This window comes from Kribbella sp. DT2 (assembly GCF_049844575.1).
In the GTDB taxonomy this organism is placed as follows: Bacteria; Actinomycetota; Actinomycetes; order Propionibacteriales; family Kribbellaceae; genus Kribbella.
In genome coordinates, this window is record NZ_JBNCLH010000009.1 from 1 (window position 1) to 15,403 (window position 15,403).

Annotated in this window: 11 protein-coding genes; 8 read left to right on the plus strand and 3 right to left on the minus strand. The window is 70.4% G+C overall.

The genetic code is table 11. The annotated features are described in order from the left end of the window. Positions 1–164: 164 nt before the first annotated feature. Genes ACLQ2O_RS32250 through ACLQ2O_RS32260 form a run of 3 tightly spaced genes read right to left on the minus strand, consistent with a single transcriptional unit; the run spans position 165 to position 4,753 of the window. Positions 165–2,528 carry a transglutaminaseTgpA domain-containing protein gene (locus tag ACLQ2O_RS32250; RefSeq protein ID WP_425839141.1) on the minus strand — a complete coding sequence of 788 codons (2,364 nt, stop codon included), beginning with the start codon at positions 2,526–2,528 and terminating at the stop codon, positions 165–167. Next, positions 2,525–3,811: a DUF58 domain-containing protein gene (locus ACLQ2O_RS32255; RefSeq protein ID WP_425839144.1), complete on the minus strand. Its 1,287-nt coding sequence runs from the start codon at positions 3,809–3,811 to the stop codon at positions 2,525–2,527. Before ACLQ2O_RS32255 ends, ACLQ2O_RS32250 begins: the two co-directional genes overlap by 4 nt. A gap of 3 nt (positions 3,812–3,814) precedes the next feature. After that, a complete protein-coding gene (locus ACLQ2O_RS32260; protein WP_425840153.1) occupies positions 3,815–4,753 on the minus strand; it encodes an AAA family ATPase in 939 nt (312 codons plus the stop codon). Between the two features lie 340 nt (positions 4,754–5,093). Between ACLQ2O_RS32260 and mraZ the strand changes: the two genes are divergently transcribed. The 8 genes from mraZ (at position 5,094) to murD (ending at position 15,266) form a co-directional block, all read left to right on the plus strand. After that, positions 5,094–5,525, plus strand: coding sequence for a division/cell wall cluster transcriptional repressor MraZ (gene mraZ / locus ACLQ2O_RS32265; RefSeq protein WP_425839147.1), 432 nt, complete (start codon positions 5,094–5,096; stop codon positions 5,523–5,525). 304 nt (positions 5,526–5,829) lie between these two features. Continuing rightward, positions 5,830–6,804 (plus strand): 16S rRNA (cytosine(1402)-N(4))-methyltransferase RsmH, encoded by a 975-nt coding sequence (gene rsmH / locus ACLQ2O_RS32270; RefSeq protein WP_425839154.1) that lies wholly within the window; start codon positions 5,830–5,832, stop codon positions 6,802–6,804. After that, complete coding sequence (locus ACLQ2O_RS32275) at positions 6,804–7,463, plus strand: hypothetical protein (RefSeq protein WP_425839157.1); 660 nt, start codon at positions 6,804–6,806, stop codon at positions 7,461–7,463. Before rsmH ends, ACLQ2O_RS32275 begins: the two co-directional genes overlap by 1 nt. 4 nt (positions 7,464–7,467) lie before the next feature. Continuing rightward, a complete protein-coding gene (locus tag ACLQ2O_RS32280; protein ID WP_425839160.1) occupies positions 7,468–9,789 on the plus strand; it encodes a penicillin-binding transpeptidase domain-containing protein in 2,322 nt (773 codons plus the stop codon). 131 nt (positions 9,790–9,920) lie between these two features. Beyond that, the gene (locus tag ACLQ2O_RS32285) at positions 9,921–11,369 is read left to right on the plus strand and encodes a UDP-N-acetylmuramoyl-L-alanyl-D-glutamate--2,6-diaminopimelate ligase (protein ID WP_425840156.1); all 1,449 of its coding nucleotides are present in this window, start codon (positions 9,921–9,923) and stop codon (positions 11,367–11,369) included. Then, positions 11,366–12,760 carry a UDP-N-acetylmuramoyl-tripeptide--D-alanyl-D-alanine ligase gene (locus ACLQ2O_RS32290; RefSeq protein WP_425839163.1) on the plus strand — a complete coding sequence of 465 codons (1,395 nt, stop codon included), beginning with the start codon at positions 11,366–11,368 and terminating at the stop codon, positions 12,758–12,760. Before ACLQ2O_RS32285 ends, ACLQ2O_RS32290 begins: the two co-directional genes overlap by 4 nt. Then, a complete protein-coding gene (gene mraY / locus ACLQ2O_RS32295) occupies positions 12,757–13,833 on the plus strand; it encodes a phospho-N-acetylmuramoyl-pentapeptide-transferase (protein ID WP_425839166.1) in 1,077 nt (358 codons plus the stop codon). Before ACLQ2O_RS32290 ends, mraY begins: the two co-directional genes overlap by 4 nt. Then, positions 13,830–15,266 (plus strand): UDP-N-acetylmuramoyl-L-alanine--D-glutamate ligase, encoded by a 1,437-nt coding sequence (gene murD, locus ACLQ2O_RS32300; protein WP_425839169.1) that lies wholly within the window; start codon positions 13,830–13,832, stop codon positions 15,264–15,266. The genes mraY and murD overlap by 4 nt, the downstream gene beginning before the upstream one ends. Positions 15,267–15,403: the final 137 nt, after the last annotated feature.

Sequence of the window (15,403 nt, forward strand, 5' to 3'; positions counted from 1 at the left end):
GCCCGGTGCAATACCGGACCCAGACCCTCGCGGCCTAGGCTCTTATCCAACCAGTCCAACTTCCGGGGACCAGTTCAAACTGCTCCCCAGGAGTCGGAACTGAATTTCTCAGTCCAACTTCTGGGGAGCAGTTCAAAACAGCCCGGGGGTTCTTGTCGTGTAGATCAGTCCGCGTGTCTGCTCCGGCGAGGCGTGAGGACGTTGCGGATTCTGGCGAGCAGCAGGTCGAACTCGTCCAGCAGGTCCGACGCTTCTGTGCTGCCTCGGTTGAGGTACCAGCGCCAGGACGGTGGGAGCAGTCGGGCTCGCCAGCGTTGGACTAGTTTCGCCTGTGTCCACAGGGCCTTGCGGACGTCGGCAGCCTCGGTGCGGAGGTCGACCTCGGCGTCCTCGAGGCCGGCGTAGCGGACTGCTTCCAGGCCTCGGGCCAGGCGGTGGGCCTGCGGATGGACCGATTCGGGGAGCTTGCTCGCCATCCAGTCGCCGAGCTGGCGGGGTGTGGAGCTGTCGGACCAGTCGAGGCCGAGGTCGCGGGAGGTGTCACGGATCTCCGCCCACAGGCCCTCGACGCCGGGCCGGCCGGGGGGACGGGCGAAGCGGCGGCGGCGGGTCAGGGTGCGGATCAGCCACGGGATGCCGAGGATGAAGACCACGACGACGCCGATGCCGATCGCCTTGGCGCCGCCGTTGCTGAACCAGTTGCCGGAGTCGACCGGGACGAGGCCGTTGTCGTCCGGCAGGTTCCGGTCGCCCGGGCGCTCGAACTCCGGGTCGGTGGACGCACCCGGCGTGGTCGGTGCGGTCGTCGGCGCGGTGGTCGGCGTCGACGGCAGCGGCGCGGCCGGCTCGGTCCAGCTCGGCGTCGAGGCGACCCGCGCCGACGGCGTCGGCTCGAAGCGGATCCAGCCCTGGCCCTGGAAGTACAGCTCCGGCCAGGCGTGCATGTCGTGCATCCGTACGACGTACTGGCCGTTCTTGCCGAGCTGCCCGGGCAGGAAGCCGATGCCGACGCGCGACGGGATGCCGAGCACGCGGGCCATCAGCGCCATGCCGGTGGCGAACTGCTCGCAGTACCCGACCCGGTCCTGCAGCAGGAACTTGCGTAGCGCCGGCATCCCGCTCTTGTTGTCGGTGTCGGTGCTGTAGGTGAAGTCGCCGCCGCGGAAGAAGTTCTGCAGCGCGACCGCCTGCTGGAACCGGTTGGTGCCCGCGTCCGCGACGACCTTGTTGGTCAGCTCGCGGATGTCGTCCATGTTCTTGGCGGGGATCTGGGTGGTGTAGCTGTCGGGCTCGGCGCCGACCGCCGTGCTCTGCAGCAGCTCCGGTGTCAGCTGCAGCTGGTACGCCTTGAGCCGGTAGTTCTTGCCGGCCACGCCACCGCCGCCGTTCGACGACACGACGTCCAGCGAGGACGGCTCGTAGCGCCAGCGGTCCTTCAGCGAGATCGAGCGCAGCGGGTACGGCACCGGGGCGAACTGCGAGCGCAGGTTCCGGCTCACGTCGATCTTCATCTCGGTGGTCGGCACCTTGCTCAGGTCGCCGTTGAAGCCCGGCGGCGGCAGCAGGTCGTCGTCGGTGATCTTCTGGCCTTCGGACCGCGGCGAGATCCGCCAGGTGTTGCCGTCGAACTGGTCGAGCGCGGTCAGCCGCAGGTACGTCCCGCCGGCCGGGCCGCCGGTGTAGGTCAGCGCGGTCACGTTGTCGCCGCGCTTGAGGTTCTTGCCCATGTCGAGCATCGGGTCGGTCGAGGTGATCGACGCGCCGATCCCGGTGCCGGTGCCGCCACCGGCGAGACCGTTGCCGATGACACCTTCCGGCAGCGCCGGCAGCAGGGCGGGCAGCAGCGCGGCGAGGGCGATCACGCTCAGGCCGATCCGGCGGCCGGCCTGGCCGAGCGCGGAGGCCTCGATCGGTTCGGACGCGTCGAGGTGCGAGACGCCGGAGATCCGGCGCCCCCAGCGACTCAGTCTGGTCCGGCCTTCCGCGGACAGGAGCACGATGTAGCCGACGGCCGGCGGGATGAACAGCAGCGCGGGCAGTCCGCCGTGCACGGTCGCGGCGGGCACGGTGTACATGGTGAGCAGCAGCAGTCCGGCCCACGCGGCCTGACGCAGCTGTACGGCGATCAGGTGGATCAGCAGCCCGGTCGCCGCGATCACCGACGCCGCGAACAGCGTCAGGTGGTCGTCGGCCGGCAGCGGAGCGCTGAAGCGGTTGATCGCGCTCATCGCGTCCACCATCTGCTGGTTGAACTCGAGCGCGGTCTCCTTCCACGGCAGCAGCCCGAACTTCAGCGTGTCCCGCAGGAAGATGAACGACAGCAGCTCGACCAGTACGGCGAGCTGCACGACCGGTACGACGACCCGCGGCGCCCGCAGGTTCTGCAGCAGGATGCCGGTCCCGGTGACGACGGCGCACAGGAACGCGCTGATGAACAGGAACGGCCCGGAGAACACGGGCGTCAGCACCAACGCGCCGAGCACCGTCGCCGCCCAGGCAGCGAGCGAGATCCTCACGTGACCGGTCATGCGATCCTTCCGCTTCTGAGTCCCAGGCTGGACCAGACGGTGGGTAGGGGATCGCCGCGGCGGACCCTGGCGACGCGCCAGCCGTTGCGGCGGAGTTCGGACTCGGTGGCGTCCGTGGCAGCGGCCAGGCGGTTCGCCTTCTCGGTGCCTTCGACGCCGACGGCCCAGCTGACCGCGTCGAGCAGCAGCGCGACGCCGGTGGCCTGCCCGGTCCGCCAGCGGTTCAGCGTGGTGATGTCGTCGCTGGTGCAGGCACCGACGACGGCGATCGCGAGGCTGGGCTCCTGGACGTGCCGGTCGACGGTGAGCAGCGGGCCGATCTCGGCGTACTTGTGTTCCTCCACCGTCGCGCACTCGGTCAGCAGTTGCTGCGTGGTGAGCGGCTGGTGCACCGCGGTCGAGCTGCGGTGGCTGATCGCCGACAGCGTGGTCGGTCCGCCGAGCAGGGTGGTGACGTAGCCACGGCGGATCCGGTCGGCGCCGATCGAGGCGACCGCGCTGACCGACCACTCCAGGCTGGACGACGGTCCGTGCCCGTGGTGCGAGATGGTGCGGGCGTCGAGGAAGATCGCGCACCGGCTCTGCCAGGGCTGCTCCTCGCGGCGCACCATCAGCGACCCGCGACGGGCTGTCGAGCGCCAGTGCACCCGGCGCAGGTCGTCGCCGTCGCGGTACTCGCGAACGGTCGCGTCCTCCTCACCGGCCGAGGCGATCGCGCGCGGCCGGTTCTCGCCGGAGCCCGCGCGGTCCGAGCCGAGCCGGATCTCGGGCAGCTTGTGCACCCGGGGCGTGACCAGCAGGTACTGGCTCCGGGCGAACGTCCGGCTCGTCTCGACCAGCCCGAACGGGTCGGCGACCGTCAGCATCAACGGACCGACCTGGAACAGCCCACGGACGTCGGACTTCACCGGGTAGGTGACAGTGCGCTTCCAGTTCGGGCTGACGCGGTCCACCACGAACCGCGGCCGGTGGCCGAGCACGTAGGGGATCCGGTCCTCCAGCAGCAACAGTCCGGCCGGCATGCGGCCTTCGTTGCTCAGTGCGAGCTCCACCGTGGCCGGCGTACCGACCGTGACCTGCGCCGGCGCCAGGCTGCGTCGTACTTGCAGGCGGAGCCTGGTGCGGCCGACCACCAGAGCGGCCACCAGAGGCAGCGCGACCAGAAGGATGCCGACGCGCAGCAGGTCCTTCTGGCCGAGCAGCAGAGCGCACAGCGACGCGGTGATCCCGGCAGCGACGAACGCCCGCCCCCGGGTGGTGAGTCCGCGCAGTGCCTGCCTCATGCCTCAGTCCCGGCGAGTACGGGGCAGCGGCACGGAGGCGACGAGCCCGGTGATGATGTCCGACGCGCCGCGACCACCGAGGTGGGCCTCGGCCGCCGGTAGCACCCGGTGCGCAAGGACCGGTACGGCGAGCTCCTGCAGGTCGTCCGGCAGCACGAACTCACGCGCGTCCAGAGCGGCGGCGGCCCGGGCGGCCCGGATCAGGTGCAGCGTCGCGCGAGGGCTGGCGCCGAGGCGCAGCTCCTGCGAACGACGGGTCGCACCGACCAGAGCGACGGCGTACTCCTTGACGGACTCCGACACGTGCACCGAGTGGACGGTCTTGACCAGCCGCAGGATCTGCTGGCTGTCGGTCACCGGCTGCAGGTTGTTCAGCGGGTCGGTGGCCGAGTGCCCGTCGAGCATCCGCAGCTCCGCGGCGGGCTCCGGGTACCCCATCGAGACGCGCGCCATGAAGCGGTCGCGCTGCGCCTCGGGCAGGGGATAGGTGCCCTCCATCTCGATCGGGTTCTGCGTCGCGATCACCATGAACGGCGCCTCGAGGTGGTACGTCGTGGTGTCGACGGTGACCTGGCGCTCCTCCATCGACTCCAGCAGCGCGGCCTGGGTCTTCGGCGAGGCACGGTTGATCTCGTCACCGACCACGATGTTCGCGAACACCGCGCCCGGTTTGAACTCGAAGTCGCGGACCTCCTGGTTGAACACCGACACGCCGGTGATGTCCGACGGCAGCAGGTCGGGCGTGAACTGGATACGGCGCACGGTGCAGTCGATCGAGCGGGCCAGTGCCTTGGCCAGCATCGTCTTGCCGACGCCCGGCACGTCCTCGATCAGTAGATGTCCTTCGGCGAGCAGCACGGTGACTGCTGTCTCGACGACATCGGGTTTGCCTTCGATGACTGTCTCGATGGCTCGGCGGACCCGTCCCGCCACCTCTGTCAGCTCGTCGAAGTCCATGGCCGAGCTGGTCGCGGTGGTGCTCACCCTGAGTCCTCCCCATTGGTTGTTGGCCGACTCATTCTGACCCGGGCCCGGGGTCGGGCCTAGCCCTGCGTGGAATTCGTTACCGGCCGTTTCGGCACCGATGAAAGTAATGCTCACCCGGAGTTGCTGACCCATCACCTGTCGATGGGGATCTTTCCCACCCAGCGTACGAGAGGAGCGAAACGGTGCGGATTTGGTTGACGGTGGGGCAAAGTGGAGTAAGGTGGAGCGCAGTGGTACTGATTTGGTGGAAATCAGCTCGACCTGAGACGGAGAGTCCGCAACGGGGAGGTGGAGCGTGTTCCTTGGAACGCACTTCCCCAAGCTCGACGACAAAGGTCGGTTGTTCCTGCCGGCGAAGTTCCGCGACGAACTTTCCGAGGGTCTGGTGATCACCCGCGGGCAGGAGCGTTCGCTGTCCGTGTGGCCCGAGGGTGAGTTCGTGCAGCTGACCGAGCAGTTGAAACAGGCTCCGATCACCAACAAAGGTGCCCGGGACTACCTGCGGATGCTGTTCGCCGGAGCCTCGAACGAGGTGCCGGACAAGCAGGGCCGGGTCACCATCCCGCCGATGCTGCGCGATTACGCAGGACTGGATCGCGACTGTGTCGTCATCGGGGCGATGAACAGGGTGGAGATCTGGAACACGGAGAACTGGAACAGGTACTCCGCGGAGCAGGAGCAGGCGTTCGCCGACCTGTCCGAGGAGGTACTGCCCGGGATCTTCTGAGCAGCACCGAGCACGACCTGAGGGTTGCACCGGACGTCCGGTGAGATCACGGGTCCGACTTCCGACTCGGGTGTTGGCGCCACTTCCCCGGCGCCAAGGCCACGGGTACTTCCCCGGAAGGCGAACCCGCGATCTGACCGGACGAACGAAGTTGCTCCACAGTCCACCACCCGACGTACAAACCGCCCCCACCAGCAAGGCAGCAGTACACAGAACCCGCGGGGGCAGGGTCGCTCCCGCGGCTACGGAAGGGTCGAGATGGACGGTGCTGAGCGCGACGCGCAGGGATTGGGTGGCTGACGCCATGACCGACCCCACGCCGTCCGACCGCCACGTCCCCGTCATGCTCGACCGGGTCGTCGCCCTCCTCGCCCCGGCCCTCCAGCAGCCCGGTGCCGTCCTCGTCGACGCCACCCTCGGGCTCGGTGGACACTCCGAGGCGTTTTTGGAGCGTTGCCCCGAGGCCCGCCTGATCGGGCTCGACCGGGATCCGGCCGCGCTGCGCCTGGCCGGCGAGCGGCTCGCGCCGTACGCCGAACGCACCACGTTCGTGCACGCCGTGTACGACGAGCTGCCGCGCGTGCTCGACGAGCTCGACATCCCCGCGATCGACGGCATCCTGTTCGACCTCGGCGTGTCCTCGATGCAGCTCGACGAGGCCGACCGCGGCTTCGCCTACGCGCAGGACGCGCCGCTCGACATGCGGATGGACTCCACCGCGCCGACCACGGCCGCCGACATCCTGAACACCTACAGCTCGGCCGACCTGGCCCGGATCCTGTTCCAGTACGGCGAGGAGAAGTTCTCCCGCAAGATCGCCGACCGGATCGTCCGGGCCCGCGAGGCCGAGCCGTTCACCAACAGCGCCCGGCTGTCCGAGCTGGTTCGCGACGCGATCCCGCAGGCGGCCCGGCGGACCGGGGGACACCCCGCGAAGCGGACCTTCCAGGCGCTGCGGATCGAGGTCAACGGCGAGCTCGACGTGCTGCGGCGGGCGCTGCCGGCCGCGGTCGCGTCGCTGGCGCTGCACGGGCGGATCGTGGTGATGAGCTACCACTCGCTCGAGGACCGGATCACCAAGCAGACGCTGGCGGCGGGCGCGAAGTCCGACGTACCGGACGACCTGCCGGTGATCCCGGCCGGGCACGAGCCGTACCTGAAACTCCTCACCCGGGGGGCCGAACGACCGACCGAGGACGAAGTGGCGGACAACCCGCGGGCCGCGTCGGCCCGGGTCCGGGCCGCGACGAGAGTCCGTGAGAAAGGGCTGGTGGCTTGATGAGTACTGTCTTCAGCCCGTCCAAGGCACGGGTCACACCGGCGGCTCCGGCCAAGAAGCAGGAGCCGAAGCTCAGGATCGTGTACGGCGCGCCGTTCCGGCCGCCGCGGATGCCGTTCGTCATCTTCGTGGTGTCGCTGCTGGCGGCCGGCCTGGTCGGCCTGCTGCTGCTCAACACCGAGCTGCAGCGCGGCACGTTCGAGGTGACGGCGCTGAACCAGCAGGCCGACCAGCTGCGCGACCAGCAGGAGCAGTTGGAGCGGCAGGTCCGCACGCTCGAGTCGCCGCAGAACCTGGCCGACCGGTCGCTGCGGATGGGCATGGTCCCGAACCCGAACCCGGTGTTCCTGCGGCTGTCCGACGGGCGCGTGCTCGGCGTACCGGCCGAAGGCAAGGCAGGGACCGGGGCTGCGATGTTCGGGCCGGGCCTGCAGCCCGCCACGCCGAAGCCGCCGGCCGTCACGCCGCCGCCCGCCGGTACGACGCCGCCTGCGGCGGGCACGACGCCGCCGCCCGCGGGCACGACGCCGCCGCCGGCAGGCACGACGCCGCCGCCTGCCGGTACGACGGCCAACCAGCCGGTGAAGCCGCCGGCCGGGGCCACCACCAAGCCGCCCGTGACCACAACTACAGGGACCAACGCACCGACCGGGGGATGATCGGATGACGGAACGACGGGGAGACGAGCCACCACGCAAACGCGGTGGTGAACCGGGCCGGGGCAACCCGCCCCGCAAGACTCCGTCGTCCCGTCGCCCCAGTACAGAGGGCGGTCGGCCCGCTGCACAGCGTCCCCGCCGCCCGGCCTCCGACGCCGCCGGCGGCGAGAGCCGTAGAGGTGAGCAGCCGCGGCGCCGGCCGGATGCCCCGCGCACGAACGGCGACGACGCGCCGCGCCGCGGGCGCGACAGCCCGGCCGCCGCCCGGCGCGACGGTCCGGCCGCCGCCCGCCGCGACAGCTCCGCCGCCGCCCGCCGCGGCGGCGAGGACGCCCCGCGACGCGCGGCGAAGAAGACGGCCGCCAGCCGGCCCCGCAAGAGCGCCGACGGCGCGCGGCGGGTCGGGCCGGACGGCCGTCCGCTCACCAAGCGGGTAGGCCCTGACGGGCGGCCACTCGCCAAGAAGACTGCCGCGCCCCGGAAGCGTCCCTCGCAGAAGCGGCGGCCTCCTGTGCGCAAGCCCCGCGTGAAGAAGCCGCCGCGGCTGCTGAAGCTCGGGCGGCCCGCGCTGCGGCTGCGGGTGACGTTCGGCGTGATGGCCCTGGTGCTGTCGCTGTTCGCCGGGCGGCTGATCATCCTCCAGGGCGTCGACCCGGACCGGTACGCGCTGGCCGCGAGCCGGGAGAACACCAAGCCGTTCGTGCTGCACGCCTCCCGCGGTTCGATCCTCGACCGCAACGGCGTCCCGCTCTCGGTGTCCGAGGACGCGGTCGCGATCACCGCCGACCCGACTCAGACGGGCAAGGTCGCCAGCCAGCTGGCCGGCGTACTGGCTCCTCGGTTGTCGTCGTCCGACTACGCGACGCTGATGAAGAAGCTGACCGGCAAGGGCCGGTACGTCGTCCTGGCGAACAAGGTCAGCCCGCAGACCTGGAACCAGATCACCGACGAGATCAAGGAACGCAACAAGGCGATCAAGGACCAGAACAAGACGCTGCCCGAGGACCAGAAGAAGCCGATGCTGGCCGGCCTCTACACCGAGGCCGACCCGGTCCGCAGTCACCCCAACGGCACCATCGCGGCCAACGTGGTCGGCGTGGTCGGGGCCGAGGGCAAGGGCCTGGCCGGGCTGGAGTACGGGCTGAACGACAAGCTGTCCGGCCAGGACGGCAAGGCGATGTACGAGGTCGATGCCCGGGGCAACAAGATTCCGAACGCCGACCACACCGTCGAGGAGCCGAAGCCGGGCGTGTCAGCGCAGCTGACGCTGGACGCCGACCTGCAGTGGTTCGCCGAGCGGCGGATCGAGCAGGCGGTCAAGCAGTACAAGGCCAGCTCCGGCTCGGTGGTCACGATCGACACCAAGACCGGCGAGATCCTGGTGATGGCCAACTACCCGAGCTTCGACCCGAACAAGCCGGTGAAGACCAGCGCGCTGAAGAACCGGGCGCTCGAGCAGGTCTACGAGCCGGGCAGCGTGCAGAAGGTCGTCACGATGGCGGCGCTGGCCGACGCCGGGCTGATCTCGCTGGACACCAAGCTCCAGGTGCCGGGCTCCTACACCGTGCAGCGCCGGACCATCAAGGACGCCTTCGACCACGGCACGCTGAACCTGACGATGGCCGGCGTGATCGCCAAGTCGTCGAACGTCGGCACGATCATGGCCGCCCAGCAGATGCCGGTCACGGACTTCGTGCACTACCTGAAGAAGTTCGGCTTCGGCGAACCGACCGGCATCGGCTTCCCCGGCGAGAGCCGCGGCCTGATGCCGCCCGGCGACGAGTGGAGCGAACTGACCCGGTCGAACGTCGCGTTCGGTCAGGGCCTGTCGGCCAACGCCGTCCAGATGGCGGCCGCGGTGAACGCGGTGGCCAACGGCGGCGTCTACATGCCGCCGAAGCTGATCAAGGACTGGGTCGACACCGACGGCAACCAGACGCCGAACCAGATCGCCGCGCCGCGCCGGGTGGTCAGCGAGTCGGCCGCGAAGCAGGTCACCACGATGATGGAGGCCGTCACCGGCAAGGGCGGTACGGCGCCGCTGGCCGCGATCGCCGGCTACCGGGTCGCCGGCAAGACCGGTACGGCGCAGGAGGTCGACTCGGCCTGCGGCTGCTACCGCAAGTGGGCGACTTCTTTTGCCGGATTCGCCCCGGCCGACAACCCGCGGTTCGTTACGTACGTCGTACTGCAGGACCCCACCAACGGGCGGGGCGGTGGTTTCCAGGGAGGTCCGGTGTTCCGAGACGTGATGAGCTACGCGCTGCAGAAGTACGCGGTCCCGCCGACCGGTGCGAAGCAGCCCGTCATCCCGATCACCTGGTGATCACCCAGGGTCAGGTAGGTGTCACACGCCCCGGAACGGTAGCCTCTGGGGCCGTGTCCACCCCTTCCGCCGCAGGCGGCGCCGTAGCCGCGATCAGGCCGCGGCACACCGTACCGGTCGCCCTCGCCGAACTGGCCAGAACCGCTGGGGCGGAGGTCCCGGCGGGTGCCGCCGAGGTCCCCGTCACCGGTGTCTCCCTCGACTCCCGCTCGATCCGGCCCGGCGACCTGTACGCCGCCCTGCCGGGCGCCGCGACGCACGGCGCGGCCTTCGTCGCGGGCGCTCAGGCGAGCGGAGCGGTCGCCGTACTGACTGATCCCGCGGGCGTCGAGCGCGCGCTGACGGCCGGTCTGCCGCTGCTCGTCGTACCGGATCCGCGCGCTGTGCTCGGTGCCGTCGCCTCCAAGGTGTACGGCGAACCGACCAGCGAGCTGCGCCTGCTCGGCATCACCGGGACCAACGGCAAGACCACCACCAGCTTCCTGCTCGACGCGGTCCTGCGCAGGCTCGGCCCGGCCGCTCTGGTCGGCACGATCGAGACGCGGATCGGCGACCAGGTCGTGAAGAGCGCGATGACCACGCCGGAGGCGACCGACCTGCAGGCGCTGTTCGCGGTGATGCGCGAGCAGCACGTCGGCTGGTGCGCGATGGAGGTCTCCAGCCACGCGCTGGCCAAGGGCCGGGTCGACGGTGCTCGCTACGCGGTCGCCGGCTTCACGAACCTGAGCCAGGACCACCTGGACTTCCACAAGACGTTCGAGGAGTACTTCGCGGCGAAGGCGTCGCTGTTCGCCCCCGAGCGGTGCGACCTGGCCGTGGTGAACATCGACGACGAGTACGGCCGCCGCCTGGCCGCGCAGACCGTCGTGCCGCTGGTCACCGTGGCGACGACGCGTGACGCCGACTGGACGGTCGCGGCGACGCACCGGTCCGAGCACGGCTCGACCGTGATCGACATCCGGGGACCGGGCGAGGAGCTGACGATCGAGATCGTCCTGCCCGGCGACTTCAACGTGGCCAACGCGCTGCTCGCGGTCGCGATGCTGCGGCAGGTCGACGTCCCGGCGGCCAAGATCGCCGAGGGGTTGCGCGACGCGCGCGTCCCGGGGCGGATGGAGACCTTCCTGCGCGACGGGCTCGCCGTCATCGTCGACTTCGCGCACACGCCCGACGCGGTCGAGCTGGCCCTGCACGCCGCCCGCGGTGCGACCAAGGGGCGTTTGTACGCCGTGGTCGGCTGCGGTGGTGACCGCGATCCGTGGAAGCGGCCGGCGATGGGCGCCGCCGCGGCCCGCGCGGCCGACGCGGTGATCGTCACCGACGACAACCCGCGCAGCGAGGACCCGGCGCTGATCCGTGCCGCCGCGATCGAGGGCGCGCGCGACGCCGTACCGGGTGTCGACCTGCGCGAGGTCGGCGACCGGCGGGAGGCGATCCGGACCGCGATCGAGCTGGCCGGCCCGGGCGACACCGTGGTCGTGCTCGGCAAGGGCCACGAGACAGGCCAGGACGTCGGCGGCGTGATCCACCCGTTCGACGACCGTCAGACAGTGCGTGAGTTGTTGGAGGAGACCCGGTGATCCCTGTCAGTTGCGGTGACATCGCGACAGCCGTGGGCGGTGAGCTCGTGGGCGTCGACGCCACGGCCGTCGTCGACGGCGTGGTGGCGAAGGACTCGCGCGAGGTGGTCCCGGGCGGTCTGTTCGTGGCGCTGCCCGGCGAACGCGTCGACGGCCACGATTTCGTCCCGGCCGTCACCGAGGCGGGCGTGACCGTCTCGCTGACCACGCGACCGGTCGACGGGTGCCCGTGCATCGTCGTACCGAACACACAGATCGCGCTCGGCGAGCTCGCCCGGTACGTCGTGGCGCGGCTGCCCGAGCTGACCGTGATCGGCCTGACCGGGTCGCAGGGCAAGACCAGCACGAAGGACCTGATCGCGCAGGTCGTCGCGCCGTACGGGCCGACGGTCGCGCCGGTCGGATCGTTCAACAACGAGATCGGCCACCCGCTGACCGCGCTGCAGGCCGGCCAGGACACCCGGTTCCTGATCGCCGAGATGGGCGCGCGGCACGTCGGCGACATCAACTACCTGTGCCGGATCACGCCGCCGAAGGTCGGGCTGGTGCTGAACGTCGGGCACTCCCACATCGGCGAGTTCGGCAGCCAGGACGCGATCGCGGTCGCCAAGGGCGAGATGATCGAGAACGTCGTACCGGGCGGGACCGCGGTGCTGAACGCCGACGACCCCCGGGTCGCCGCGATGGCGTCGCGGACCGAGCAGACGGTCCGGACGTTCGGCGAGGCGCCGGAGGCGGACGTCCGGGCCACGGACGTCAAGGTGGACGGTGACGGGAAGCCGAGCTTCACGCTGCACGCTGACGGGCAGAGCTTCGACGTCCAGCTGCAGTTGATCGGTGAGCACCAGGTGCCGAACGCGCTCGCGGCGGCAACCGCCGCACTCGCCGCCGGCCTGACGCCGGAGCAGGTGGTCTCCGGGCTGAACTCGGCGACCACGGTGTCGAAGTGGCGGATGGAGGTCACCGAGCGCCCGGACGGCGTGACGGTGATCAACGACGCCTACAACGCGAACCCCGAGTCGGTCCGGGCCGCGCTCAAGGCGCTGGTCGCGATCGGCCGCGCCCGCGGGGTGCGGACCTGGGCGGTGCTCGGGCCGATGGGCGAACTGGGCGACCGCGCGACCGAGGAGCACGACGGCGTCGGGCGACTGGTGGTCCGGCTGGACGTGAACCGGCTGGTCGCGGTCGGCGAGGACGCCCGCCCGATCCACCTCGGCGCCTCGCTGGAAGGGTCGTGGGGCAACGAGTCGGCGTACGTCGCGACCTCGGACGAAGCGCTCGACCTGCTGCGCGCGGAGTTGCGCCCAGGTGACGTGGTACTGGTGAAAGCCTCCCGGTACGTCGGGCTCGACCGGCTCGCCACCGCACTGCTCGAGGAGGCCGCGCAGTGATCTCGATCCTGTTCGCGGGTGCCATCTCGATGGTGCTGACCCTGCTCGGGACCCGCCTGGCGATCAACCTGCTTTCCAAGCGCGGCTACGGCCAGGAGATCCGCGACGACGGCCCGACCTCGCACCACACCAAGCGCGGTACGCCGACGATGGGCGGCACGGTCTTCATCATCGCCACCATCGTCGGCTACTTCGCGGCGAAGCTGCTGACGATGAAGCCGCCGAGCGCCTCGGCGCTCCTGGTGCTGTTCCTGTTCGCCGGGATGGGCGCGGTCGGCTTCCTGGACGACTTCATCAAGATCTTCCGCCAGCGCAGCCTCGGCCTGCGCAGCAAGGCGAAACTGGCCGGCCAGACGATGGTCGCGGTGGTCTTCGCGGTGCTCGCGCTGCAGTTCGCCGACGAGCGCGGGCAGACCCCGGCCTCGCCGTTCATCTCGTTCATCCGCGACATCCAGTGGCTGCACCTGCTGCCGCTCCTGGTCGTGATCTGGATCCTGCTGCTGATCGCCGGCATGTCGAACGGCGTGAACCTGGCCGACGGCTTGGACGGTCTGGCCACCGGCGCCTCGATGATGGTGTTCGGCGCCTACACGCTGATCTGCATCTGGCAGTCCAACCAGAGCTGCGCGACCGCGCCGGGCTCCAAGTGCTACGAGGTCCGCGATCCGCTGGACCTGGCCGTCGTCGCCGCCGCGCTCACCGGCGCGCTGTTCGGCTTCCTGTGGTGGAACGCCTCGCCGGCCAAGATCTTCATGGGTGACACCGGTTCGCTGTCGCTCGGCGGCGCGGTGGCCGGATTCGGCGTGATGACCCGGACCGAGCTGCTGGTGCTGCTGCTCGGCGGCCTGTTCGTCGTCATCACCGCGTCGGTGATCCTGCAGGTCGGCTGGTTCAAGATCACCAAGCGGACCGGCGGCGTCGGGAAACGGTTGTTCCGGATGGCGCCGCTGCAGCACCACTTCGAGATGCTCGGCTGGGAACAGGTCAACGTCGTGATCCGCTTCTGGATCATCTCCGGTCTGTGCGTCGCGACGGGGCTGGGGTTGTTCTACGCGGAATGGGTTGCCGGATGAGCCTGACCACACGCACCGACGACGGCTGGGCGACCACGCGCTTCGTCGTCCTGGGCTTCGGTACGGCGGGCTACGCGTGCGCCGACTCGTTGCTGCAGGCCGGCGCCGAGCACGTCGTCGTACTGGACGATCGCGACAACGAGCAGCTGCAGGAGAAGGCCCTGATCCTCGGCACGCTCGGTGCGGAGATCAAGCTCGGGCCGGGCAGTACGGCGGAGCTACCGGCGGACGTCGAGATCGTCGTCACGTCGCCGGGCATCCCGCCGCACGCGCCGCTGCTGACCGCGGCGGCCGAGCGCGGCGTACCGGTCTGGAGCGAGATCGAGCTGGCCTGGCGGCTGCGCGACCCCGCGAACGCGGCGCCCTGGCTGTGCGTCACGGGGACCAACGGCAAGACCACCACGGTGCAGATGCTGACGGCGATCCTGACCGCCGCCGGGCACCGCGCGGTCGCCGCGGGCAACGTCGGTCTGCCGCTGCTGGAAGCCGTGATGGACCCCGAGCCGTACGACGTGATCGCGGTCGAGCTGTCCAGCTACCAGCTGCACTACACGCACTCGATGTCGGCGCACTCGGCCGCCGTACTGAACCTTGCGCCGGACCACGTCGACTGGCACGGCTCGCTCGAGGCGTACGCCGCCGACAAGGGCCGGATCTACACCAACTGCCAGGTCGCCTGCGTCTACAACGTCGCCGACCAGGCGACCGAGAAGCTGGTCGAGGACGCCGACGTGTTCGAGGGCTGCCGCGCGATCGGCTTCACCCTCGGAACGCCGGGCCTGTCGATGGTCGGGCTCGTCGACGAGTACCTGGTCGACCGCGCGTTCGTCGAGCAGCGCGCCACCTCGGCGCTCGAGCTGGCGACGCTGGCCGACATCACCCCGGCGGCCCCGCACAACGTGGCGAACGCGCTGGCGGCGGCCGCGCTGGCGCGTTCGTTCGGCGTACCGGCTGGTGCCGTGCGGGACGGGTTGCGCGGGTTCCGGCCCGACGCGCACCGGATCGCGCACGTCGCAGAGGTTGCCGGAGTCAACTATGTGGACGACTCCAAGGCGACCAACCCGCACGCGGCGCAGGCGTCGCTGCTGGCGTACGAGCACGTGGTCTGGATCGCCGGTGGGCAGGCCAAGGGCGCGACCTTCGACGAGCTGGTGATCGCTGCGCGTGAACGGTTACGGGGCGTTGTGCTGCTCGGGCAGGACAAGGCCGTGATCGCCGAAGCACTTGCCCGACACGCGCCTGAGGTCCCGGTGATCGTGGTCGAGTCAACGGACACTGGAACCATGGAGACCGTGGTGGGGGAGGCGACCAAGCTGGCACAGGTGGGTGACACCGTGCTGCTGGCGCCGGGCTGCGCGTCCTGGGACATGTTCGCCAACTACGGAGCCCGCGGGGACGCCTTCGCCGAAGCCGTGAACCGGCTGGGTTCCTGACGCCGGAGGGGTGATCGCGTGACTGTACTCATGTCGCGCCTCCGGCGCGACGCGCCATGGGGCTTCAACTCCCGCCCTTCCCTCGTCGCTTCGGTCGCTTCGCTCCCTACGCTCCTCAGTCCAGGGCGGGAGGCCCC

Excerpts from the sequence above, each read along its gene's own strand:
- ACLQ2O_RS32250 (WP_425839141.1), bottom strand. The coding sequence starts at position 2,528 with ATGACCGGTCACGTGAGGATCTCGCTCGCTGCCTGGGCGGCGACGGTG.
- ACLQ2O_RS32255 (WP_425839144.1), bottom strand. The coding sequence starts at position 3,811 with ATGAGGCAGGCACTGCGCGGACTCACCACCCGGGGGCGGGCGTTCGTC.
- rsmH (WP_425839154.1), top strand. The coding sequence starts at position 5,830 with ATGACCGACCCCACGCCGTCCGACCGCCACGTCCCCGTCATGCTCGAC.
- ACLQ2O_RS32275 (WP_425839157.1), top strand. The coding sequence starts at position 6,804 with ATGAGTACTGTCTTCAGCCCGTCCAAGGCACGGGTCACACCGGCGGCT.
- ACLQ2O_RS32280 (WP_425839160.1), top strand. The coding sequence starts at position 7,468 with ATGACGGAACGACGGGGAGACGAGCCACCACGCAAACGCGGTGGTGAA.
- murD (WP_425839169.1), top strand. The coding sequence starts at position 13,830 with ATGAGCCTGACCACACGCACCGACGACGGCTGGGCGACCACGCGCTTC.